Genomic DNA, 24,337 nt, shown 5'->3' with positions numbered 1-24,337 from the left:
CGCCGCCCTGCCCCTACTTCATGGTCGGGATGACGAAGGCGCTATCTTCGACGTCGCCTTCCGGCCAGCGAGCCGTGACCGTCTTGACCTTGGTGTAGAACTTCACGCCCTCGACGCCGTGCTGGTTGGTGTCGCCGAACGCGCTGCGCTTCCAGCCGCCGAAGGTGTGATAGGCCACCGGCACCGGGATCGGCACGTTGATGCCAACCATGCCCACGTTGACGCGGGCGGCGAACTCGCGGGCGGCGCGGCCGTTGCGGGTGAAGATCGCCACGCCGTTGCCGTACTGGTGCTCGGACGGCAGGGCGATCGCCTCCTCGAAGCTTTCGGCGCGCACCATCTGGAGGACCGGGCCGAAGATCTCTTCCTGGTAGGTCTTCATGCCCTTCTTGACGCCGTCGAACAGCGACGGGCCGATGAAGAAGCCCTTTTCGAAGCCCTGCAGGTGGAAGTCGCGGCCGTCGACCACCAGCTCGGCGCCCTCGTCGACGCCGATCTGGATGTAGTCGGCGATCTTGGCGCGGTGCTGGGCGCTGACCACGGGGCCGTAATGGGCGGCCGCGTCGGTGGAGATGCCGACCTTCAGGGTGTCGATCTCGGCCACGAGGCGCTCGCGCAGCTCGTCGGCGGTCTTCTTGCCGACCGGCACCACGACCGGCAGGGCCATGCAGCGCTCGCCGGCCGAGCCGAAGGCCGCGCCCGACAGGTCCTTGACCACCTGGTCCAGGTCGGCGTCGGGCAGGACGAGGCCGTGGTTCTTGGCGCCGCCCATGGCCTGGACGCGTTTCCCGTGCGCCGTACCGGTCTGGTAGACGTAGTGGGCGATATCGGAGCTGCCGACGAAGCTGACGGCGCGGATCAGCGGGTGGGTCAGGATGGCGTCGACGGCGCTCTTGTCGCCGTGGATGACGTTGAGCACGCCTTCCGGCGCCCCGGCCTCCATCATAAGCTCGGCCAGCTTTACGGGAACCGTCGGATCTTTCTCCGACGGCTTGAGGATGAAGCTGTTGCCGACCGCGATGGAGATGCCGAACATCCACATCGGGATCATGGCCGGGAAATTGAACGGGGTGATGCCCGCGCAGACGCCCAGCGGCTGGCGCATCGAATAGACGTCGATGCCGGGCCCTGCGCCCTCGGTATATTCGCCCTTCAGGATGTGCGGAATTCCGCAGGCGAATTCAATGACTTCCAGGCCGCGTTGAATGTCGCCCTTGCTGTCGGCGATGACCTTACCGTGCTCTGACGACAGGATCTCGGCCAGACCGTTCATGTCGCGCTCGATCAGGCGCTTGAACTCGAACATCACCCGGGCGCGACGCTGCGGGTTCGTGGCCGCCCAACCGATCTGGGCCTTGGCGGCGGCCTGCACGGCGGCGTCGATCTCGCCGTCGGTGGCGAACTGGACGCGGGCCTGCACCTCGCCGGTGTTGGGATTGAAGACGTCGCCGAAGCGCCCCGAGGCGCCGTTGAAGGCTTGGCCGTTCACGAAATGGGCGATGTCTCGCATGATGCGCTCCCTAACGCTGTTTTTCGGCGTCATTAGCATCCGAGAAACGGCGCGTATCGTGGAAAATCTATCCCCGGCCTTTCAGCCGCCTACTCCGCATCCACATGCACCCGGCGGAACCGGCCCTGCAGGTAGACCAGCGGCTCGTGGTCGGGGTCGTAGCGCAGCTTGACCACCCGCCCGACATAGACCCGGTGGTCGCCGGCGTCGAAGACGTGGTGGGTCTCGCATTCGAAATTGGCCATGCAGCCGGGCAGGATCGGCACGCCGGTGCGCCAGGTCTCGGTCTCGACGCCGGCGAAGCGGTCGGTGTCCTTCTGCACGAACTGGCGGGCCAGGGCCTGATGGTCGGCGTGCAGCACGTTGACGGCGAAGCGGCCCGCGGCGTCCAGGGCCGGCAGGCTGGACGACTTCAGGTCGACGCAGACCAAAGCCAGCGGCGGGTCCAGCGACACCGAGGTGAAGGAATTGGCGGTCAGCCCCACGCGGCGGCCGTCCTGACCCAGCGTCGTGACGACGGTGACCCCCGTGGTGAAGCACCCGAAAGCGTTGCGCAGGGCGCGGGCGTCGTGCGCGCCGCCCTCCCCCAGTTCGATCGTGACCGCCTGACTCATCGGCGTAAGGAGTGAGGCAATCCGGCCGCGCGGGCAAGCGTCGCGGCGCAGCTTGGCCTCACCTCGACACCAATGAAGTTTCTGCTTACTTAGGCCGCAGGCGGCGCCTCGACCAGAACGCCCGGCCGGGCCGCGTCCAGGCCGAAGGTCACCGGCAGGTGGCGCACGTGCGGGGTCTGGAGATTGAGGGCCTTGGCGCCGCGGGCGACAGCCAGCTTGCCCAGGGCCGTGGGGCCGAAACCAGCCTGGACCTTGGGGCTGGCGCCCAGGCGGCGGCGCAGCACGCCGTTGGCGTAGATGACGTTGGCGCGCATCAGGGCCGGCGGGGTCATGAACTCGATCGAGATCGAGACATTGAGCATCGGGCCGTTCTCGATCCGGTGCGGGGCGTTCTGCTTCCAGGTGACCATGGCGCCGGGCGTCAGCTCGACGGCCTGGGCGCCGGCGTCCCAGGCAGGCTCGAAGGCGAACTGCTCGGCGGTCTCGCGCAGCACGATCTTCTCCAGCGCCAGGTCGCCCACATAGGGGTCAGCCACCGGATAGACCCAGACCTTCTTGACGCCCCGGACCTGCCACAGCGACACCAGCGGCACGTCGAGATGGTAGAAGACCTGGGCGTTGGCGCTGCTGATCAGCATGCCCAGATCACGCTTGAAGGTCTTCAGGCCCGGGACCTGCGCCTCTTTCTCGGCGAAGATCTCGTCGCACAGGGCGGCGTATTCGGGCACGTGGTCGTTGGTGTGGCGCAGGTTCAGCCAGATGCGGCCGGCCTTGGCGGCCTCCAGCAGCTGGTCGCCCGACAGGTTGCCGGCCGAGCCCTTGCGCCAGGTGGTCCAGGCCTTGGGATCCTCGCCCATGGTGAAGACGCCCAGCAGCTCGCGCGGATACCGGTCGAGCAGGCGCGCCAGGCCCTCGTCGTCGAACATCGGCCGCTCGTGCAGGCCGTGCTGGAAGACCAGGTTTTCCTTGCCGAAGGCCTTGGCCTTCTCTGGGGTCCAGTCGTGGATGATGGTCATGACGCCAGCCTCACGCCGTGTGTCCGTAGAAATGGATCTTGAAGGGACCCCACCACAGGGTCTTGCCCAGGCCGCGCGCCGCGCGGTCGAGCCATTCGGCCCGGTCACCGGCGCGGGTCAGCCACTTGAAGCCGGCCACGGCCCCGAACAAGGCGGCCTGGACGACGCCGACGGCCATCCAGCGAGCGACGCCCAACCGGTCGGGCGGCACGGCGGCGGCGCAGTGGGCCGAGGGGCCCTGGCCGTAGGCGAAGGCGCGGCGGATCGTGTAGTCGAGGGTCAGGCGGTCGGGCACCGGGTCTTCCCAGACCCAGGCGGCCGGCGCCCAGGCGAAGACCGCGCCGGCGGCCCGCATGTGGCCAAACAGCATGTCGTCCTCGCCGCCGATATGATTGCGCTCGGCCGCGAAGGGCGCGACCGGGTCTGGCAGGCTCGAACGCTTCAGGAGGCTGTCACCGCAACCATAATAGTGGTCGATGACGCCGGCCTGCTCAGGGCCGATGCGCGAGAAGAACCGCTCCAGATAGTCGCGATGCTCGGTGACGGCCTGCGGCGCGCGGGCGCGGACCGGGCCGAACACCACGTCGGCGGCGTAAGCCTGCTGGGCGGCCAGCAAGGCGGCCAGCCAGCCGGCCGGAGCTTCCTCGTCGTCGTCGAGGAAGGCGACGAACTGCCCCGAAGCCCTGGCCATGCCGGCGTTGCGGGCGTTGGCGACGCCGGCGCGGGGTTCGTGCACATAGTGGATGGGGAACGGCGCTTCGGCCGCCAGGGTCTGGGCCACGTCCTTGGCCGACGGGACCTGGTCGTTGTCGACGATCACGAGCTCCAGCTCGGAATGATCCACCCCGGCCTGGGCCAGCACCGAGCGGGCCGCGACGGCCAGGCCGCCGAGCCGACGCTGGGTCGGGATCATGATCGTCACGCGGGCCATCAGACCTCCATCGTCGCGTTGCGCCGCTTGCCCTGGGCGGCGACGGCGTCGACCAGCCCCTTCACCCGACCGCCCATGGTCAGCTCGGTGCTGGCGATGATGTCCATGCGGCGGCGCAAGCGTGCGACCGGACCCGCGCCGTTGGCGCCGGCCAGGGCCCAGACGCCCTCGACCGAGCCGGCCACGCGGCCGGCCATGCTGGCGGCGGTGGCCGCGCCGTCGGCGATCAGGGTCTGGGACAGGCCGTAGGAGTGCTTGTAGTGGTCGGCGCCGGGCCCCAGGTCGTAGCGGGTCAAGCCCAAGCCCGGCATGGCGGCGATCGCGCGCATGAAGAAGATCTGCCCCGGCGACCAGGCGCCGAAGGCGGGATTGGTCGAGGCGATCCACGGGTGATAGATCGCGCCCTGGCGCACCCCGAAGTGACCCGCCACCAACTGGCCGCCGGCATAGAGGTTGATCATCAGGCCGCGGAAGTCGCCCTCGCGCTGCTCGAACAGCCTCTGGAACAGGTCGCGCGTCCATTGCGGGCGCAGGAAGTCGTGAACGCCGGTGCGCTCGATCTGCTCGCGCTTCCAGGCGATCAGCTGGTCGAAGGCCTCCTGGCTGTCGTCGCCGGCCTTCAGCGTCACCTGGCCCATCTCGCGGTCGAGCTTGTTGTCCAGGCGGCGGTAGTTCTTGATCTTCTTGGGGCTGCCGGAGCGCACGGCCTCGAGATAGGCCGTCGCGTCGCCCTGGGTGTCGATCACATAGGCGGGGATCGCCGGCTCGACCTGGAAGGCGTTGGCGGGGTCCACCAGGCCCGTATAGCGGAAGACGGCCAGGTCGGCGGCGCGCAGCACCTGGGCCGCGTCGATCTCGACGCCCGGCTTGGCGACCAGGCCGTGATAGTCCGACAGGGGGGCGCCGATGGGACGCGCCACACCGCCGGGACGGCGATGATAGGCCAGGAAGCCGATCGTCTCGCCGCCGCGTCGAATCACCGCGACCCGGGCGTCCTCGCGCACCTTGCCGACCGCCAGCGCAAAGTCCGGGCCCAGCAGCGGGCCCGCCAAGACAGGCTGTGCCTGCGCGAAGGCGCGCCACAGGGCGACGTCCGCAGGGGCGAGTTCGGAGGGGTGAAGGGTCTCGACGTCCAACATGTCCACCTCTGTCCTAAACCGGCTCGGTTAGGGAATGATGGAAATGTCACTGCAATCGAGGGGCCAAGCTCAGGCGCGGAATGTCGCACCCAGGATGCGCTCCAGCCACGCCTGGTCGATCTCGTCGAAAGCCGCCGGACGGTCGGAATCGACGTCGAAAACGGCCAGCAGGCGGCCTTCACCGTCGAACACCGGCACGACGACCTCGCTGGCAGAACGACTGTCGCAGGCGATATGGCCCGGGAAGGCGTGCACATCCGGCACAAGCTGGGTCTGGCCGGTGGCGGCCGCCGCGCCGCAGACGCCGCGGCCGAACGGGATGCGCAGGCAGCCCAGCGTGCCCTGGTACGGGCCGACGACCAGCTCGCGTTCCTTGGCCGGATCGACGACGTAGAAGCCGGTCCAGAAGTAATGGTCGAAGCTGTTGGCCAGCATCGAGGCCACGGTCGCCATGCGGGCGGTCACATTGGCCTCGCCGTCGAGGACGGAGGCGATCTCCTCGGCGACCTCGGCATAGCGGGCGGCCTTGTCGGCGGAGAGGGTCTTGTCGTTGAAAGCTTCAGCCATGGGCGCGGATATAGCGCGCCCATGGCCGAATGGTAGGGCCCTAGAACTCTTCCCAGTCGCCGGGACGCGACTGCGGGGCGATCTTCAGGGCGTTGGCGCCCTGCACATAGCGCTCGCGGAAGGCTTCGCGACGGGGCGCGGCCGGCTGGCGCGGGGCCTGGTGAGGATGCAGGTCGCGGATCTCGGCGCCGACCTGGAACCGGCCGATCAGGCGTTCCAGCTCGCCCGCCTCGTTGGAGAGCGCGTGGGCGGCGGCGGTCGATTGCTCGACCATGGCCGCGTTCTGCTGGGTCACCTGGTCCATCTGGTTGACGGCGGTGTTGACCTCGGCGAGGCCGACCGACTGCTCCTTGGCCGAAGAGGCGATCTCGCCGACCAGGGCGTTGATCTCGGAAACCTGCTCCATGATCTGCTGCAGGGTCTCGCCGGTCTCGCCGACCAGGCGCACGCCCTTGCCGACCTCGTCGGTGGAGGCGCGGATCAGGCCCTTGATCTCCTTGGCGGCGTCGGCGCTGCGCTGGGCCAGGGCCCGGACTTCCTGGGCGACGACGGCGAACCCCCTGCCCGCCTCGCCGGCCCGTGCGGCCTCGACGCCGGCGTTGAGGGCCAGGAGGTTGGTCTGGAAGGCGATCTCGTCGATGACGCCGATGATCTGGGTGATCGACTGCGACGACTTCTCGATGCCGCCCATGGCCTGGACGGCCTCGGTGACGACCTTGCCGCTCTTCTCGGCGTTGGCCTTGGCGCTCTGCGTCAGCTGGCGGGCGCGCTCGGCGCCTTCCGAGCTCTTCTTCACCGTGGCGGTGATCTGGTCGAGGGCGGCGGCGGTCTGCTCCAGGCCCGCGGCCTGGCGCTCAGTGCGCTGGGCCAGGTCGTCGGAGGCGTGGCTGATCTCGGCGCAGCCGGCGCGGATGCTCTGGGCGGCCGACAGGATGCCGGCCATGGTCTGCTGCAGGCTGTCGACGGCGGCGTTGAAGTCGCGCGGCATCTTGCGGGCCTCGCCCGAGAAACCGTCCTCGCGCATGCGCCAGATCAAGTCGCCTTCGGCCAGCTTCTCCATGCCCTGGCCGAGGGTGGCGACGGCGGCGGCCTGGGCCTTGGCGAAGGCCTCGGCCTCCTCGGCGTGGCGCTGGCGCTCGATCTCGGCGGCGGCGCGTTCGGCCTCCTGCTCGGCGCGGCGGCGCTGGCCGTCGGCCAGGTCGTGGCGGAAGCCGTCCAATGCGCGGGCGATGGCGCCGATCTCGTCACCGCCGGTCACGCCGGGCACCGGCTGGTCGTAGCGGCCGGCGCTCAGGGCGTCGACCGACTGGGTCAGGCCGGACAAGGGCCTACGCACCAGGCTGGCGCTGGCCAGGAACAGGGCCAGCAGCACTGCGCCGGTGATAACCATGCCGCCGATGAACAGGATCATGGCCAGGCGGTCGGCCGGACCGGTGATGGCCGAGCGCGGCACGTCCATGACCAGCGCCCAGGTGGTGTTGAGCTCAGGCATGGCGATGGGACGGACCATCCGCTCCATCTCCTCGTCGCCGACCTTGACGCCTTCGAAGACAGCCGGCTCGCCGCCGCTCAGCACGGCCTTGACCTTGTCGGCGCCGGCGTCGGCGTAAGCGGTGGTGCGCAGGTCGGCGTTCGGGTGGGCCACCCACTTGCCGGTCGAGGACAGCAGCATCACGCGACCGCCGCCCAGCGGCTGCATTTTCTCCAGGCGCTGCGAGACGCCGTCCAGCGACAGGTCGACGCCCTCGGCGCCGAGGAACTGGCCGTTCACCAGCACCGGATAGACGACCGAGGTCATCAGCTGGGTCTTGCCAGCGACGGTGTAGGGATAGGGCTCGAGGATCGCCGCCTTACGGGTGTCGCGCGGGACCGTGTAGTAGGGCTGGCTGTATTCGTTGCCTTCGCTCAGCGGCTCGAAGATCACCTTGCCGTCGTTGTGCACCCAGTACGGGGTGAAGTTGCCCTGGGCGGTCGAGCCCATGGCGGTCTGGCCGGCGAACTCGGCGTCCTTGCCGTCCAGCGCGTTGGGCGCGGCCATGAACCAGGCGCCCATGACGATCGGGGTCGCGTCGGCCTGCGGGCGCAGCATCTCGATATAGGCGCGGCGGTCGCGCACGCCGGCGGTATGGGCGGCGGCGATCGAGCCGGCAGTGGACCGCGAGGTCGCCTCGACCTTGCCGATCTCGGTGCGGATCTGCTCGATGGCGTCATCGGCCACGGCGTCGGCGTAGTTGTGCGTCAGGCCCGCGACGATGCTGGAGGTGTGCATCGACACCGCCACGGCGGCGGCGATCAGCAGCAGGCCGATGGCCAGACCCGCCACCGTCACCAGCTTCCACGCGATGGTCAGACGACCGAACGCCTTCATAAGAGAATCTCCGCAGCCCGAGCCGTTAACCTCGTTGTGGCTGGCGATTCCTAATCAGCTGTTAACCGTAGTTAAGCTGCGACAATCTGGCGCCTGGGTCCTCCCCCTGAAGGGGGAGGTGGCCCGAAGGGCCGGAGGGGGCAGTCGCTGCGGACGTCAGTTCAGTCGCCGACACAGCGGTCACTTCCCCCTCAGTCGCTCCGCGACAGCTCCCCCTTCAGGGGGAGCATTCTGCGCCCTACCCCTTCGCCAGCTTGACCAGCTGAACCAGGATCTTCTCGGCCGCATCGAGGCGCTGGGCCGGAGTATCCCATTCGCCCTTCACGACCACCTTCTGGTCGGGACGGGCCTTCCAGATCAGGCTGTTCTTGCCGATGAACTGCATCAGCGGCAGCGGGTTGGCGAACTCGTCGTTGCGGAAGCTGAGCACCGCGCCCTTGGGGCCGACGTCGATCTTGGCGACATTGGCCTCGCGGCACATGCCCTTGATGCCGACGACCTTGAGCAAGGAGTCGGTCTCGGGCGGCAGCGGGCCGAAGCGGTCGATCATCTCGGCGGCCAGGGCCTCGCGGTCGGCGGCCTTCTCGGCTTCCGACAGGCGGCGATAGAGCGACAGGCGCACGTTCAGGTCGGACACGTAGTCGTCGGGGATCATCACGGCGGCGCCAGTGTTGATCTGCGGCGACCAGGCGCGGTCTTCCAGCAGGGCCTCGGCGCCCTGGCGCTCGCGCAGGGCCGCCACGGCGTCTTCCAGCATCTGCTGGTAGAGCTCGACCCCGATCTCCTTGATGTGGCCGCTCTGCTCGTCGCCGAGCAGGTTGCCGCCGCCGCGGATGTCGAGGTCGTGGCTGGCCAGCTGGAAGCCGGCGCCCAGGCTGTCGAGCGATTGAAGCACCTTCAGGCGCTTCTCGGCCGACAGGGTGATCTGCTTCTCGGCCGGCGTCGTCAGATAGGCATAGGCGCGGGCCTTGGAGCGGCCGACGCGTCCGCGGATCTGATAGAGCTGGGCCAGGCCGAACATGTCGGCGCGGTGCACGACCAGGGTGTTGGCCGAGGGGATATCGAGCCCGCTCTCGACGATCGTCGTGGCCAGAAGCACGTCGTACTGCCCCTCGTAGAAGGCGGTCATCACCTCCTCGAGCTGGGTGGCGCTCATCTGGCCGTGGCCGACGACGTACTTGATCTCCGGCACCTGGGTGCGGAGGAACTTCTCGATATCCTCCAAGTCCTTCAGGCGCGGCACGACGTAGTAGGCCTGGCCGCCGCGATACTTCTCGCGCAGCAGGGCCTCGCGCACGGTGACGGCGTCGAAGGGCGTGATGTAGGTGCGCACCGCCAGGCGATCGACCGGCGGGGTGGCGATGATCGACATTTCCCGGATGCCCGACAGCGCCATCTGCAGCGTACGGGGGATCGGCGTCGCGGTCAGGGTCAGCATGTGCACGTCGGCGCGAAGCTCTTTCAGCTTCTCCTTGTGCTTGACCCCGAAGTGCTGCTCCTCGTCGACGATGACGAGGCCCAGGTCCTTGAAGGCGACCTGCTTGGACAGCACCGCGTGGGTGCCGACCACGATCTCCAGCTGGCCGTTGGCCAGGCCCTCGCGAGTGTCGGCGGCTTCCTTGCCAGTCACCAGGCGCGACAGGCGGGTGACCTTGATCGGCCAGCCCTGGAAGCGCTCCTTGAAGGTCTTGTAGTGCTGGCGGGCCAGCAGGGTGGTCGGGCAGACGATGGCCACCTGCTTGCCGCTCATGGCGACCACGAAGGCGGCGCGCAGGGCCACTTCTGTCTTGCCGAAGCCGACGTCGCCGCAGATCAGGCGGTCCATCGGCTTGCCCGACGACAGGTCTTCCAGCACGTCGTGGATGGCGTTGAGCTGGTCGTCCGTCTCCTCGTAGGGGAAGCGGGCGCAGAACTCGTCGAACACCCCCGACGGCGGATCGGTTTCTTCCACCGACTTCAGCGAGCGGGCGGCGGCGATCTGGATCAGGCCCTCGGCCATGACCCGCAGGCGCTCCTTCGCCTTGGCCTTGCGGCCCTGCCAGGCAGCCCCGCCCAGCTTGTCGAGCTGCACGTTCTCGCCGTCGGCGCCGTAGCGGGTGAGCAGGTCGATGTTCTCGACCGGCAGGTAGAGCTTGCTGTCGCCGGCGTACATCAGGTCGAGGCAGTCGTGCGGCGCGCCCTGCACGTCGAGGGTCTTGAGGCCCTCGTAGCGGCCGATGCCATGATCGATGTGAACGACGAGGTCGCCCGGCGTCAGGGCGCTGGCCTCGGCCAGGAAATTGGCGGCGCGGCGCTTCTTGCGCGGACGGGCCAGGCGGTCGCCGAGGATGTCGGTCTCGGAGATGACGGCCAGGCTGTCGGTCTCGAAACCGGCGTCAAGCGGCAGGACGACGCGTTGCGGGACCTTGGGGTCGTTGGCCTTGGCCGCCTGCCAGTAGCCGGCGAAAGGAACCTTCTTCAGACCATGGTCCGCCAGCATGGTTCCCAGGCGCTCGGACGAGCCTTCGGACCATGAAGCGAAGAGAACCCGCTTGCCCTCCCCGGCCAGTTTCTTGGCGTGGTCGGCGGTGGCCTCGAACAGGTTGACGCTGTCCTGGGCGCGCTCGGCGGCGAAGGTGCGGCCGAGCTTCGCGCCCAGGTCGACGACGTCCAGGCCCTGGGGCTGGAACGGCGTGAACTGGCGATGCGGGCGATCACCGACCGCCTCGTCCCATTCCTGGGCGGTCAGGTAGAGCGCCTTGGGCTCCAACGGGCGGTAGGCCGACTTGCGGTCGGCGGCGGCGCGGGCGTCGTAGGCGTCGGCGATCATCGCCAGGCGCTCGTCGCGGGCCTCGGCGGCCTGATGGTCGACGCCGACCAGGCTGCCGGCTGGCAGGTAGTCGAAGATCGTCGCCATCCGCTCGTAGAACAGCGGCAGCCAGTGCTCCATGCCGGCGCGGCGGCCGCCGTCGCTGACCGCGGCGTACAGCGCATCATCGCCCGGCGCGCCGAACAGGCGCACGTAGGAGCCGCGGAAGCGCGACACGGCGTCGGCGTCCAGCAGGGCCTCGCTGACCGGCAACAGCTCGATCGAGGTCAGTTGCTTGGTCGAGCGCTGAGTCTCCGGATCGAAGGCCCGGATGCTTTCCAGCGTGTCGCCGAACAGATCCAGGCGCACCGGCTCTTCCGACGCCGGCGGATAGACGTCGATGACGCCGCCGCGGATGGCGAACTCGCCGCGCTCGGAGACGGTGGAGGCGCGGACATAGCCGTTGACGGCGAAATAGCGCTCCAGGTCCTTGATATCGACGCTCTGGCCGACCTTGGCGCCGTAGCTGGCGCGCAGCAGCACCTCTTTTGTCGGCACGCGTTGCAGCAGGGCCGGGGCTGCGACGACCAGCATGGCCGGCTTGCCCTCGCCCAGGCCATTGGCCAGGCGGTGCAGGGTGCACATCCGGGTGGCCGCGACGCCCGCCGAGGGGCCGATGCGGTCATAGGGCAGGCAGTCCCACGAGGGCAGCAGCACCGCCTCGATCTCGGGCGCGAAGAACTTCAGGGCGTCGATGAAAGCGCTGGCCCGGGCGGTGTCTCGGGCGACAAAGGCGGTCAGCCCGCCCCGTGCGCGGGCCACATCGGCCATCACCAGGGCGTCGAACCCCTCGGGCGCCCCGGCCAGGGTCAGGCCGCCGGCGGCCTTGGCGATCTGTTTGGCGTCGTAGGCCATGCTGCTCTTCGGATGCTTGGCGACCGATAAGCCGCCGGGACGCTATTGGTTCAGACTTCTCGGACCGAAACCTCGCCCTTCGACAGGCTCAGGGTGAGGTTTCTAATGACGGGGTCCTGCTCTGGTCCTCTTCCCGAGCTTGTCGAAGGAGAGGACCACGCACGACCTTACGCGCCGTCGCCAGGCGGCCGAGAAAGATGGGCCTCGAAGCGGAACTTGCGGATCATCGCCATGATCTCGGTCTCGAACGCCTCGGGCGTCGGCTCCTGGCCGACGATCCAGGCGTAGATCTCGCGATCGGACTGTTCGAGCAGGGTTTCCAGCACGTCGAACTGGTCGGGGGTCAGGCTCGGGCCATGCGTTTCCGCGAACGGCCCCAGAATGAGGTCCGCTTCACGAAAGCCGCGGTGCCAGGCCCGAAACTTCAGCCGCCGGAGGCGGGCGTCGTGATCGATGGTCATGCGGCCGCCGATATAGAGCGCGCCGACGCCTCGCGCCAGCGTCGCGGCGTCGATTGACCGAACCTGCTGACGGCTTTAGGCGCGAGGGCATGGCTTCCTTGATGATCCAGGGCTGCGGCTCCGACGTCGGCAAATCGACCCTGGTGGCGGGGCTGTGCCGCCTGTTCGCCAACCGCGGCCTGATCGTCAGGCCGTTCAAGCCGCAGAACATGTCCAACAACGCCGCGGTCACGGCCGACGGCGGCGAGATCGGCCGTGCCCAGGCGCTTCAGGCCATAGCCTGTCGCACGCCGGCCAGCGTCCACATGAACCCGGTGCTGCTCAAACCCCAGAGCGACGTGGGCGCCCAGGTCGTGGTGCAGGGCCGCGTCGTGGGCAACTACAAGGCCAGGGCCTTCCAGGGGCTCAAGCCCGATCTGCTGGCCACGACGCTGGACAGCTATCGCCGCCTGGCCGCCGAGGCCGACCTCGTGCTGGTCGAGGGCGCCGGCAGTCCGGCCGAGACCAATCTGCGCGCCGGCGACATCGCCAACATGGGCTTCGCCCACGCCGCCGACCTGCCGGTGGCCCTGGTCGGCGACATCGACCGCGGCCACGTGATCGCCGCCCTGGCCGGGGCCCACCTGGTGCTCGACGACGCGGACCGAGCGCGGATCAAGGGCTTCATCATCAACAAGTTCCGGGGCGATCCGGCGCTGTTCGACGACGGCAGGACCGAAGTCGTGCGCCGGACAGGCTGGCCGGACCTGGGCATGGTCCCGTGGCTTTCGCCGGTGCGCTTCCTGCCCGCAGAGGACGCCGTGGTGCTTGAGCGGCCCGCCGCCGCATCCGAGGAGCGGCGGGCCAAGGTGGTCGTGCCGATGCTGTCGCGGATCGCCAATTTCGACGACTTCGACCCGTTGCGGAACGATCCGGCGATCGACCTTGCGTTCCTGCCGCCCGGTTGCGTGCTGCCGGCCGACGCCGACCTGGTGATCCTGCCGGGCACCAAGGCGACGCTGGCGGATCTGGCCTTCCTGCGCGCCCAGGGCTGGGACGTCGACATTCTGGCCCATGCCCGGCGCGGCGGGCGGGTGCTGGGCGTCTGTGGCGGCTACCAGATGCTGGGGCGGACGGTGAGTGATCCTGAAGGGGTAGAAGGCCTTCCTGGCTCGGCGCAGGGGCTTGGCCTGCTGGATGTCGAGACCGTGCTGGCCGGCGACAAGACCGTTCGCCCGGTGACCGGACAGCTGGCCGACGGCGCAGCCTTCGAGGGCTACGAGATCCATGTCGGCCGCACCAGCGGTCCGGGAACCGCCCGGCCGCTGCTGGCCATCGACGGCCACGGCCCCGACGGCGCCGTGTCGGCCGACGGCAGGATCGCCGGCGCCTATGTCCATGGCCTGTTCGACAAGGCCGAGGCCAGAGCCGCCCTCCTCGCCCCGCTCGGCGTCGCAGCCGACGGCCAGGACCAGTCGGCGCGCGTCGACGCAGCGCTGGACGAGATCGCGCAGATCCTGGAGCGCTCGCTCGACATCGCCGCCATCGCCCGCATCGCAGGACTGCCCTAGTCCGGTTTTCCTGGCCCGAGGCTTCGCCGGCGGCCAAAATCGCACCCGACGAATCCAAGCTGGGAGCCTTCATGCCGGCACGCGCCGTATCCGCCCTGCGCGATTTCCTGCGCAGCGAGTCCGCCGGTGGCGTGCTGCTGATGATCTCGGCCGCCGCCGCCCTGCTGGTCGCCAACTCCCCCCTGGGCGAGGGCTATTTCCACGCCCTGCACGCCTATCTGGGCCCGCTGTCGCTCGAGCATTGGGTGAATGACGGCCTGATGGCGGTGTTCTTCCTACTGGTCGGCCTGGAGATCAAGCGCGAGGTCGTCGACGGCGAACTGTCGACCTGGTCGCGCCGCGCCCTGCCCGGCTTCGCGGCCCTGGGCGGCATGATCGCGCCGGCGCTGGTCTACCTCTTCATCGCCCGCGACGCGCCGGACGTGCGCGCCGGCTGGGCCATTCCAGCCGCCACCGACATCGCCTTCGCCCTGGGGGTGCTGTCGCTGCTTGGGCCGCGCGTGCCCGGCGCGCTGAAGATCTTCCTGGCCGCCCTGGCGATCATCGACGACCTGGGCGCGATCCTGATCATCGCCTTCTTCTATACCGACCACCTGACGCTGTGGGCCCTGGGCGCCGCCGCCGGCGTGCTGGCCGCGCTGGTCGCGCTCAATCGCCTGAAGGTCGTCGCCCTCTGGCCCTATCTGCTGCTAGGGACCTTGCTGTGGTTCCTGTTCCTGAAGTCGGGCGTGCACGCCACCCTGGCCGGCGTGCTGCTGGCCATGACCATCCCGCTGACCTCGACGCGCGGCGAGCACTCGCCGCTGCATCGGCTGGAACACGGGCTCAATCCTTGGGTGGCCTATCTGATCGTGCCGGTGTTCGGCTTCGCCAACGCCGGCGTGGCCCTGGGCGGGCTCGACGCCTCGGCCCTGACGGCGCCCGCCACCCTGGGCGCGGCGCTGGGCCTGTTCCTCGGCAAGCAGGCCGGCGTGATGGCGTTCAGCGCTGGCGCCATCGCCCTTGGCCTGGCCCGACGACCTACCGGTGTGACCTGGACCCAGCTCTACGGCGTGGCGGTGCTGTGCGGGGTCGGCTTCACCATGAGCCTTTTCATCAACAACCTTGCCTTCCAGGACGCCCTGCTGCGCGAGGAGACCAAGATCGGCGTGCTGGCCGGGTCAGTGGCCTCGGCCCTGCTGGCCTGGCTGATCTTCGCCCTGCCGCGTCGCAAGACTGGCGCGACAGCCGGCGCAGGTCCAAACTAGAACCAACAGTTCAACGAGGAGCGTCGGCCATGCTGCGTTTCGTCCTCTTCGCCGCCGCCGCGGCGTCCCTCCTGCCGGCCGGCTCCGCCCTGGCCGACACGCCCGCCGTCTCGCAGGTGGAGGTGATTATCGGTCCGGATCTCGCCGCCAAGGCCGACAAGCTGGGCCAGCGCGAGTTCGACTACCTGGCGCGCGACCTCAAGCGGACCGTGGAGCGTCGGCTGGAGCGGTCCGGCGGCCTGACCGCCTCGGGCGGCCGCCTGCGCCTGGTGATCGACGACGCCGTGCCCAATCGCCCCACGCCCCTGCAACTGACCAGCAAGCCTGGCCTTTCCATGGAAAGCTTCGGCAACGGCGGGGCGCGGATCTCGGGCGAGTACGTCTCGGCCGACGGCGTCAGCACGCCTATCCGCTATCGCTGGTACGAGACCGACATCTGGCAGGCGCAGTACGCGGCCACCTGGAGCGACGCCAGTCTCGCCTTCGATCGCCTGGCCCGCCGCATCGAGGACGGCGAGTTCGTGAAGGACTGATCGCGGTCGCTTGCCAGAACCCTCGACGCAGAGTCTGATCGCCGTTCAGTAAGAAGGGGCGTCAGAGGCTCCCCGGGGAGGAAGCATGACCGCTGCGCCGCGACGATCGACCGCCGCCCTGGCCGCCTACGCCTCGCCGACCCTGCCGCTGGCGGGGCTGGGCCTGCCCCTCGTGGTCTACCTGCCCGAATACTATGTCAGCGAGCTTGGCCTTTCGCTGTCGGTGGTCGGCACGGCCTTCCTGCTGGTGCGGCTGGCCGACATCATCCTGGACCCCATCCTGGGCGGCCTGATGGACCGCACGCGGACCCGCTGGGGACGTTTTCGTCCCTGGCTGATGGCCAGCGTGCCGCTGCTGATGGCCGCCTCCTACGCGTTGTTCATGGCCAAGCCCGGGATCGGGCCGATCTTCCTGTGGTCGTGGCTGATCGTCGTCTACATCGGCTTCTCCATGGCGGTGCTGGCCCAGACAGCTTGGGGCGCGGTGCTGTCGACGGACTACCAGCAGCGATCGCGGATCTACGGCTTCTGGAGCGCCGGCAACGTAGTCGGCATGATCCTGGTGTTGCTGCTGCCGCCGCTGGTGGCTTTCACCCTCAAGGGCGACCACGCCGCCGGCGTCCAGGCCATGGGCTGGTTCATCATCGTGCTGATGCCGCTGACGGCGCTGCTGGCCGGCGCCGTGGTCGGCGAGCCGCCCGCTCCGTCCCAACGGCACGAGGCGGGCCTGAAGCAGTATTTCGCCCTGCTCAAGCGCCCCACCGTGCAGAAGCTGCTGATCGCCGACCTCTTGATGGGCCTGGCGCCCGGCATCGGCGGCGCGCTGTTCTTCTTCTTCTTCGAGCGCATCAAGGGCATCCCGAAGGATCAGGCGGGGATTCTGCTGCTGGTCTACTTCGTCGCGGCCCTGGCCGGCGCGCCGCTGTGGCCCTGGATCGCCAAGGTCATGGGCAAGCACACCTCGCTGGCGATCGCGGGGATCATGTACGCCGTGTTCCAGGTCGCCGCGGTGGTTACCCCAAACGGCGTCAACGCCTTCGGGATCGCGGTGCTGGTGCTGGCTGGCCTGCCCTATTCGGCCGCGCCGCTGCTGGTGCGCTCGATGATGGCCGACATCGGCGACGAGGAACGCCTGAACAGCGGCGTCGACCGCACGGGCCTTTTGTACGCCATCGTCAACGGCACGGTGAAGTTGGGCTTCGCCCTGGCCATCGGCGTCTTCCTGGTGCTGGAGAAGCTGGGTTTCGACCCGAAGATCCCCAGCGCCCAGGGCGATACCGCCCTGATCGTGCTCTACACGGTGGTTCCGGCGGCGCTGGGCGTGCTGGTCTCGATCATCATCGTGCGCTATCCGCTGGACGCCAGACGCCACGCCGAGATCCTCGCCCAACTGGAGGCGCGGGACGCGGCGCAAGCCAACGCCCAAGCGAGCTCGCATGACCTCTCCGACCCCAGCCCCGCGCCCTCTGCTGCCCAGTGAAGAGCATCCGCTCTTCACGCTGGTGGAGATCATGGCCCGCCTGCGCGACCCGCAGGGCGGCTGCCCGTGGGACATCGAGCAGACCTTCGCGACCATCGCGCCCTACACGATCGAGGAGGCCTACGAGGTCGCCGACGCCATCGAGCGGAACGATCTTTCGGACCTGAAGGAGGAACTGGGCGACCTCCTGCTGCAGGTGCTGTTCCATTCGCGGATGGCCGAGGAGCAAGGCGCCTTCAGCCTGGAGGACGTCGCCCAGTCGATCTCCGACAAGATGATCCGCCGCCATCCGCACGTGTTCGGCGACCATGCCTATGACGACCTGGCCGACCAGAAGGCGGGCTGGGAGGAACTGAAGGCCCAGGAACGCAAGGCCAAGAAGAAGGGCGGCGTGCTCGACGACGTGCCGGCCGGCCTGCCCGCCCTGACCCGCGCCGTGAAGCTGACCAAGCGCGCCGCGCGCGTCGGTTTCGACTGGCCCTCGACCGACGAGGTGCTGGCCAAGCTGGCCGAGGAAGTGTCCGAACTGCAGGTCGAGATCGACGCCGGCGACCAGGCCAAGGCCCGCGAGGAACTGGGCGACATCCTGTTCGTCTGCGCCAACCTGGCCCGCAAGCTCGACGTCGAGCCCGAAGACGCCCTGCGCGCCACCAACGCCAAGTTCGCCCGTCGCTTCGCCTTCATCGAGGCGGAGCTGGCCAAGGACGGCCGCACGCCTGACCAGTCGGATCTGGCGGAGATGGACGCCCTGTGGGACGCGGCGAAGGCGGCGGAGAAGGCGCGAGGCTGAAGCGAAAACCTCGCCCTTCGACAGGCTCAGGGTGAGGTTTCCTACTGCGCCGCCTGTGAAATGATCCTCATCCTGAGCTTGTCGAAGGACGAGGATTACGCACCGGACGTCACTCCCCGATCGGCATCACCCAGACGGTCGGGAACTGACGCTCGAAACGGCCCAGCGCCTGCGGGTCCATCCGGGCCACGAGGTGGACTTCGCCGTCCTCGCGATCGTCGCGCTCGACGACGCGGCCGTTGCGATAGATCCAGGCCAGGGCCTCGCCATCGGCGGGACCAAGGCGCAGGGCCATCGGCGGGGTGTCGTCGATCAGGGCGCCGACCCGCTTGAGCAACTCGACGCAGCCTTCGCCAGTGACGGCGGAGACCGGCGAGGCGTCGGCCCGCTTGGCGCGGCCCTCGAGGATCTCGCGTTCCTCGCCCTCGACCAGGTCGATCTTGTTCCAGACTTCGACGACGGTCTTGCCGTCGTCGATCGTGACCTTCAACTCAGCCAGCACCGCCTGGACGTCGCGGGCCTGGGCGTCGGTGTCGGGATTGGCGACGTCGCGCACGTGCAGCACCACGTCGGCCTCCTGCACCTCCTCGAGGGTGGCGCGGAAGGCTTCGACCAGTTCGTGCGGCAGGTCGGAGATGAAGCCCACGGTGTCCGACAGGATGGCCGGGCGACCGTCAGGCAGCTTTACCGTCCGCAGGGTCGGGTCGAGCGTGGCGAACAGCATGTCCTGGGCCACGACCTCGGCGTTGGTCAGGCGGTTGAACAGGGTCGACTTGCCGGCGTTGGTGTAGCCCACCAGCGCCACCGTCGGGTACGGCACCTTCTTGCGGGCGCTGCGGTGCAAAGTGCGGGTGCGCCGCACTTCCTCCAGTTCACGCTTGAGCTTGCCGATCGTGCCGGCGATCAAGCGCCGGTCGAGCTCGATCTGGGTTTCACCGGGGCCGCCGGTCGAACCGGTGCCGCCCCGCTGGCGCTCAAGGTGGGTCCAGGTGCGCACGAGGCGCGAACGCTCGTAATCGAGCCTGGCCAGCTCGACCTGGAGCTTGCCTTCGCGCGTGCGGGCGCGGCGGGCGAAGATCTCGAGGATCAACCCCGTGCGATCGACCACCTTGACGCCCAGGCCGCGCTCGAGATTGCGCTGCTGGACCGGGGTGAGCTGATCGTCGAACACGGCGACGTCGATTTCCTCGACCTCGCAGATCGCCTTGAATTCCTCGATCTTGCCGCTACCGAACAGGGTTGCGGGCGTGACGGCGCGAAGCGGTGCGATGGCCGTTTCGACGACGTCGAGATCGAGGGCGATAGCGAGGCCGACGGCCTCTTCGAGGCGCGCCTTGGGATCGCGGGCCTCCAGAGCGGCCTGCCCGCGAGCAGGCCGCACCGGATGGATCACGAAGGCCCGAAGGATCGGGTCGGCGTGATCGATAAGTCCATCGGGGGACTTAGAAGTAGATTTTGACAAAAGAGCCTTGGACTTAGTCGTCTTGATCGGCGCTCGGCTCGTACAGCTGAACGGGCTGAGCCGGCATGATCGTCGAGATGGCGTGCTTGTAGACCAGTTGAGACTGGCCGTCGCGGCGCAGCAGGACGCAGAAGTTGTCGAACCAGCTGACCACGCCCTGCAGCTTGACGCCGTTGACCAGGAAGATGGTGAGCGGCGTCTTGGACTTGCGCACGCTGTTCAGGAAGGTGTCCTGAAGATTCTGTTTCTTGTCGGCGGACATTGGGGATTCCCCTCTCGTTGAAATCGGAAGGCAGAACGCCCTCCACACAAACAAGCTCATGCTAGAGCATTTTTCGCCGTTTGATATGACTTTCCGGCGAGAAAATGCACGCGCAGCGGCGAGCGACCCTAGATCGCTCCCGCGCGCGCCCGCTCGATATAGAGAGCCCGCAGGCGGCTCGCCACCGGTCCCACGACGCCATCGCCGATCTTGACGCCGTCGATGCTGGTGATCGGGGTCACCAGGCTGCCGGCGCCGGTTATGAAGGCCTCCCTGGCGGCCTTGGCCTCTTCCACCGTGAAGGGTTGCTCGGCAACCGGCAGGCCGGCCTCGGCGATCACGTCCAGCAGCGTCAGGCGCGTGACGCCGCGCAGGATGTTGGCCTGGGTGTCGCGAGTGCGCAGGCGCCCCTCGGCGTCGACGATCCAGGCGTTCGACGAGGCGCCTTCGGTGACCAGGCCCAGGTCGTCGACGAACCAGGCCTCGATGGCGCCGCGTTCCCGGGCGGCCTGCTTGGCCAAGGCGTTCGGCAGCAGGCCGATGGTCTTGATGTCGCAGCGGCCCCAGCGGTTCTCCGGCACGGTGATCACGGCCGATCCCTTGGCCGCCTTGGCCTCGATGGCGGCGCGATCGACCGAGCGCGCGGTGATGACGACGGCCGGCGGCACGGCCGGATTGGGGAAGGCGTGGTCGCGCTTGGCCACACCACGGCTGACCTGCAGATAGACGAGCCCTTCGCGCACCTGATTGCGGCGGATGGCTTCACGCAGCACGATCGTCAGCGCCGCCTCGCTCATCGGGTGGGCGATGCGCAGTTCGTCGAGGCTGCGCCACAGGCGGGCGAAGTGGCCTTGCGCGTCGGCCAGCTTGCCGTCGAACACGGCCCACACCTCGTAGACCCCGTCGGCCAACTGGTAGCCGCGGTCCTCGATGTGCACGGCGGCCTGGCCGTGACGCACGAAGCGGCCGTTGACGTAAGCGAAACGCGACATCGGGGTCCTTACTCTTCTTCCTCGCCGCGGCCGCCGGCCACGCCCAGGGACTTCAACTTGCGGTGCAGGGCCGAGCGCTCCATGCCGATGAAGTTGGCCGTGCGCGAGATGTTGCCGCCGAACCGCAGGATCTGGGCGTTGAGATACTCGCGCTCGAACAGTTCGCGGGCCTCGCGCAGCGGGAGGGCGATGATCCGCTCGGCGCCGATCGCGCCCGAGCCGCCGCTGGCGGGCTGCTCGGAGGCGTTCAGCATCTCGGCCGTGATCAGGTCGCCCGGCTCGCCGGCGGCCAGGATCAGCATCCGCTCGACGTTGTTGCGCAGCTGGCGGACGTTGCCCGGCCATGCCTGCACCTGAAGCGTCGCCAGGGCGTCCTCGCCCAGGCGACGGCGCTGCATGCCGGTGGCCTCACTGATCCGCTCGATGAAATAGCTGATAAGTTCGGGGATGTCCTCGCGCCGCTCGGCCAGGCCCGGCACGCGCACCGGCACCACGTTGAGGCGGTGGAACAGGTCCTCGCGGAAGCGTCCGGCGGCGATCTCCTCGCGCAGGTCGCGCGAGGTGGACGAGATCACCCGCACGTCGACCTGGACGTCGCTGTCCCCGCCCACACGGCGGAAGCGCTGCTCGACCAGCACCCGCAGGATGCGGCTCTGGGTCTCGCGCGGCATGTCGGCCACTTCGTCGAGATAGAGGGTGCCGCCGTGGGCGCGCTCGAACACGCCGATCTTGCGCGGGCGACCGCCCTCGCCTTCCTCGCCGAACAGTTCGACGTCGAGGCGCTCGGGGGCCATGCCGGCCGAACTGACGGCCACGAACTCGGCCTTGGTGCGGGCGCTGGCGCTGTGGATCAGGCGGGCGACCAGTTCCTTGCCGGAGCCGGGCGGGCCAGCGACCAGCACGCGGCTGTTGGCCGGCGCGACCTTGGCGATCATCTGGCGCAGGGCTTGGGCGGCCTGCGACTTGCCCATCAGGCCGTCGGAGGCGAAGCTCTGGGCCCGCAGGCGGCGGTTCTCGCGCTTGAGATTGGCCGCCTCCAGGGCGCGCTCGACCACCAGCAGCAGCCGGTCGGACTTGAACGGCTTTTCCAGGAACTCGTAGGCGCCGCGCTTGATGGCGCTGACGGCCGTCTCGATGTTGCCGTGGCCCGAGATCATGATCACCGGCAGGTCGGCGTCGAGCGTCTTGACCATGTCGAGCAGTTCCAGCCCGTCCATGCCGCCGCCCTGCATCCAGATATCGAGGACCAGCAGGGCGGGCTTGCGGGCGCGCAGGGCGGCCAGGGCCTGGTCGGCGTCGGCAGCCGTGCGCACGGCGTAGCCTTCGTCCTCCAGAATGCCCGCCACCAGATCGCGGATGTCGACCTCGTCGTCGACCACCAGCACGTCGGCGCTCATGTCATCTCCTCTACGCCGTTGGCAGTCGGCGCCGCGGCGAGCCGCGCCGACACCGGGAACTTCAGGACGACGCGCGCGCCGGCATGGCCGTGCGCGTCGGTGAGGACCAGCTCGCCGCCGTGGTCCTCCATGATCCGCTTGACGATGGCCAGGCCCAGGCCCGTGCCCTTCTCGCGGGTGGTCACATAAGGCTCGGCCAGACGGTCACGATCCTTGGCCGGCAGGCCGACGCCGTTGTCCTCGACGATGATGCAGAGCGCCTCGTCTTCGGACACCAGGGTCGCGTCGATCTGGCCGCGCGGCTCGGGCGTCAGATGACGCCGCGCTCCGACCGCCTCGCCGGCGTTCTTCAGGATGTTGGTCAGGGCCTGGCCGATCATCCGCACGTCGCAATTGACCCAGACCGCCCCGCCGGGCTCGTCGCTGACCACGTCGGTCTCGGCGTCGACCACGCGCTGGGCGAACACGCCGGCGCGCAGCAGCTCGGCCAGGTCGGCCGGCGCGAAGCGCGGCGCGGGCATGCGGGCGAAGGCCGAGAACTCGTCGACCATGCGACCGATGTCGCCGACCTGACGAATGATGGTGTCGGTGCAGCGATCGAAGGTCTCTAGGTCGCCGGTGATGTCCTTGCGGTACTTGCGGCGGATGCGCTCGGCCGACAGCTGGATCGGGGTCAGCGGGTTCTTGATCTCGTGGGCGATGCGGCGGGCGACGTCCTTCCAGGCGGCGTTGCGCTGGGCGGCCATCAGACGGGTGACGTCGTCGAAGGTCAGCACCTGGCCCTCGGCGGCGTGGCCCGCGGCCCGCACGCGCAGGCGCAGGGTCTCTCCGCCGCGCACGACGTCGATCTCGACCTCGGCGTTGGGACGGCCCTGGCCGATCTCTTCCAGCACCTGGCCGAACTCCGGGGCGGCCTCGACCAGATCCTGGCCCTCGGCGGTCTCGTCCAGCGCCAGCAGCTCGCCCGCGCGCCGGTTCAGGGCCGAGATACGGCCGGCGCCGTCGAGGCTGATGACCCCGGCGCTGACGCCCGACAGGACGGTCTCGATGAACTGACGCCGCGACTCGGCGTCGAGGCTGGCGTCCTTGAGCGCCGCCTGCTGGGTCTGAAGATCCGCCGTCATCATGTTGAAGGCGTTGGACAAGGCGCGGATCTCCTCCGGACCGGCCTCGGCGTCGACCCGCGCGTCCAGGTCTCCGGCCGACACGCGGCCCGCCGCCTGCACGAGGCCCGAGACCGGCGCCGCGATCGAGTTGGCGGCGGCGATGCCCACCCAGACGGCCGCGACCAGCACCAGCAGAGCGGTCTCGACGTAGCTGAGGCCGAAGATCGCCTGGATCCGGGCGCGGTTCACCGCAGCGTCGCGATAGGAGATCAGCGACTCTTCGGACTCGATCAGGTGGGCCAGGATGCCCTTGTCGATCGGCCGGGCGATGTAGAGGTAGCCGTCGGGAAACCCCTTCAGCTTGTAGAGGGCCCGAAACAGGTCCTCGGACACAAAGCGCTGCGAGGTGATCTCGCCGGTGTCGGTCCAGCGGAAGCTCGATGGCGGCGGGGCCAGGAACGGCGGAGCGTCGGCCAGCTCGGCCCGAGCCAGGATCCGGCCGTCACGGTCAAGAATGTAGGCCGACGAGAAGCCGTTGTCCTCGGCCAGGGTGCGCAGGAAGTGGCCGAAGGCGACCGGCGATTCGGTCATGGCCGGCGCGGCGCTGTTCAGCGTCGCGGCCATGGGGCCCATGTGCTGGCTGATGTAGCTGGTCTGTTCGGAGACGTAGGACCGCGCCACGGTGGCCGAGTTCTCGACGACGGTGGTCACGCGCTTGCTGAACCAGCCGTCGACCCCGCGATTGACCAGCACGCCGAAGAACAGCGCCACGATCACGGCGGGCGCCACGGCGGCGACCGAGAACAGACCCACGAAGCGCAGGTGCAGGCGGGCCCCGGCGTCGCTGGAGCGGGCGTCGATCAGGTCGAGCAGCCGCCAGCCGACGATGGCCGCGACGCAGAGGATCAGGGCGAGGTTGAAGCCGAGAACCACCAGGATGGCGGTGCTGGCGGGGCCGATGGGGCCGGTGGTCGGCGGAGACGACGCCAGGCCAACGCCCGTGGCCGTCAGTATGGCCGCCAGAACGTAGCCACCGCCCAGCACATAGCGTGATCTCAAGAGCTCACGCCACCAGGACCGACTGAAACGGCGCGGGCGGTCTTCCGATTCCGAAACTGACGGGACCGAACTCATCGATGCGAGTTTAGGGCGGGGTGTGCCCTAAACTCAACACCGATGTGCTGAAAAAGCGTCAGCAATGAAAGGCGC

19 protein-coding genes are annotated in these 24,337 nt (G+C 68.8%); 5 read left to right on the top strand and 14 right to left on the bottom strand.

The window, feature by feature from the left end; all coding sequences use genetic code 11:
• Nucleotides 1-13: 13 nt before the first annotated feature.
• From ACODR1_RS16360 to ACODR1_RS16320, 9 genes are all read right to left on the bottom strand, one after another.
• Nucleotides 14-1,510, bottom strand: coding sequence for a CoA-acylating methylmalonate-semialdehyde dehydrogenase (locus tag ACODR1_RS16360; protein ID WP_488881393.1), 1,497 nt, complete (start codon nt 1,508-1,510; stop codon nt 14-16).
• 89 nt (nt 1,511-1,599) lie between these two features.
• Complete coding sequence (locus tag ACODR1_RS16355; protein ID WP_101717335.1) at nt 1,600-2,124, bottom strand: flavin reductase family protein; 525 nt, start codon at nt 2,122-2,124, stop codon at nt 1,600-1,602.
• An 89-nt stretch (nt 2,125-2,213) separates the two neighbouring features.
• Nucleotides 2,214-3,140 (bottom strand): hypothetical protein, encoded by a 927-nt coding sequence (locus tag ACODR1_RS16350; RefSeq protein WP_488881392.1) that lies wholly within the window; start codon nt 3,138-3,140, stop codon nt 2,214-2,216.
• 10 nt (nt 3,141-3,150) lie between these two features.
• The gene (locus ACODR1_RS16345; RefSeq protein WP_488881391.1) at nt 3,151-4,071 is read right to left on the bottom strand and encodes a glycosyltransferase family 2 protein; all 921 of its coding nucleotides are present in this window, start codon (nt 4,069-4,071) and stop codon (nt 3,151-3,153) included.
• Nucleotides 4,071-5,210: a GNAT family N-acetyltransferase gene (locus tag ACODR1_RS16340; RefSeq protein ID WP_488881390.1), complete on the bottom strand. Its 1,140-nt coding sequence runs from the start codon at nt 5,208-5,210 to the stop codon at nt 4,071-4,073. Before ACODR1_RS16340 ends, ACODR1_RS16345 begins: the two co-directional genes overlap by 1 nt.
• A 69-nt stretch (nt 5,211-5,279) precedes the next feature.
• A complete protein-coding gene (locus ACODR1_RS16335) occupies nt 5,280-5,777 on the bottom strand; it encodes a GAF domain-containing protein (protein ID WP_488881389.1) in 498 nt (165 codons plus the stop codon).
• Between the two features lie 40 nt (nt 5,778-5,817).
• Nucleotides 5,818-8,145, bottom strand: coding sequence for a methyl-accepting chemotaxis protein (locus tag ACODR1_RS16330; RefSeq protein WP_488881388.1), 2,328 nt, complete (start codon nt 8,143-8,145; stop codon nt 5,818-5,820).
• Between the two features lie 238 nt (nt 8,146-8,383).
• On the bottom strand, nt 8,384-11,848 hold the full coding sequence (gene mfd, locus ACODR1_RS16325) for a transcription-repair coupling factor (protein WP_488881387.1): 3,465 nt from the start codon (nt 11,846-11,848) through the stop codon (nt 8,384-8,386).
• Nucleotides 11,849-12,015: 167 nt separating this feature from the next.
• On the bottom strand, nt 12,016-12,309 hold the full coding sequence (locus ACODR1_RS16320; protein WP_488881386.1) for an FAD assembly factor SdhE: 294 nt from the start codon (nt 12,307-12,309) through the stop codon (nt 12,016-12,018).
• A gap of 89 nt (nt 12,310-12,398) precedes the next feature.
• Here ACODR1_RS16320 and ACODR1_RS16315 point away from each other — a divergent pair, with 89 nt between their 5' ends.
• The 5 genes from ACODR1_RS16315 (at nt 12,399) to mazG (ending at nt 17,909) form a co-directional block, all read left to right on the top strand.
• On the top strand, nt 12,399-13,859 hold the full coding sequence (locus ACODR1_RS16315) for a cobyric acid synthase (RefSeq protein WP_488881385.1): 1,461 nt from the start codon (nt 12,399-12,401) through the stop codon (nt 13,857-13,859).
• Nucleotides 13,860-13,930: 71 nt separating this feature from the next.
• On the top strand, nt 13,931-15,106 hold the full coding sequence (nhaA, locus tag ACODR1_RS16310) for a Na+/H+ antiporter NhaA (protein WP_488881384.1): 1,176 nt from the start codon (nt 13,931-13,933) through the stop codon (nt 15,104-15,106).
• Nucleotides 15,107-15,135: 29 nt separating this feature from the next.
• Nucleotides 15,136-15,639: a hypothetical protein gene (locus ACODR1_RS16305; protein ID WP_488881383.1), complete on the top strand. Its 504-nt coding sequence runs from the start codon at nt 15,136-15,138 to the stop codon at nt 15,637-15,639.
• Nucleotides 15,640-15,724: 85 nt separating this feature from the next.
• Entirely contained in the window at nt 15,725-17,119 is a 1,395-nt protein-coding gene (locus ACODR1_RS16300) for an MFS transporter (protein ID WP_488881382.1), read from the top strand.
• The gene (gene mazG, locus ACODR1_RS16295; protein ID WP_488881381.1) at nt 17,076-17,909 is read left to right on the top strand and encodes a nucleoside triphosphate pyrophosphohydrolase; all 834 of its coding nucleotides are present in this window, start codon (nt 17,076-17,078) and stop codon (nt 17,907-17,909) included. Before ACODR1_RS16300 ends, mazG begins: the two co-directional genes overlap by 44 nt.
• A 109-nt stretch (nt 17,910-18,018) precedes the next feature.
• Here the strand turns inward: mazG and hflX are convergent, their stop codons facing one another.
• The 5 genes from hflX to ACODR1_RS16270 all read right to left on the bottom strand — a co-directional run bounded on the left by hflX (nt 18,019) and on the right by ACODR1_RS16270 (nt 24,262).
• A complete protein-coding gene (hflX, locus tag ACODR1_RS16290) occupies nt 18,019-19,371 on the bottom strand; it encodes a GTPase HflX (RefSeq protein WP_488881380.1) in 1,353 nt (450 codons plus the stop codon).
• Between the two features lie 13 nt (nt 19,372-19,384).
• A complete protein-coding gene (gene hfq / locus ACODR1_RS16285; protein ID WP_058348899.1) occupies nt 19,385-19,633 on the bottom strand; it encodes an RNA chaperone Hfq in 249 nt (82 codons plus the stop codon).
• A 128-nt stretch (nt 19,634-19,761) separates the two neighbouring features.
• Nucleotides 19,762-20,625, bottom strand: coding sequence for a D-amino-acid transaminase (locus ACODR1_RS16280; protein ID WP_488881379.1), 864 nt, complete (start codon nt 20,623-20,625; stop codon nt 19,762-19,764).
• An 8-nt stretch (nt 20,626-20,633) separates the two neighbouring features.
• Complete coding sequence (gene ntrX / locus ACODR1_RS16275; RefSeq protein ID WP_116491346.1) at nt 20,634-22,022, bottom strand: nitrogen assimilation response regulator NtrX; 1,389 nt, start codon at nt 22,020-22,022, stop codon at nt 20,634-20,636.
• The gene (locus tag ACODR1_RS16270) at nt 22,019-24,262 is read right to left on the bottom strand and encodes a sensor histidine kinase NtrY-like (RefSeq protein WP_488881378.1); all 2,244 of its coding nucleotides are present in this window, start codon (nt 24,260-24,262) and stop codon (nt 22,019-22,021) included. Before ACODR1_RS16270 ends, ntrX begins: the two co-directional genes overlap by 4 nt.
• Nucleotides 24,263-24,337: the final 75 nt, after the last annotated feature.

The sequence above is a fragment of the Caulobacter sp. FG7 genome (assembly GCF_057808875.1).
Note: the sequence above shows the minus strand (reverse complement) of the source record. Positions and strands in the feature narration are given on the sequence as shown.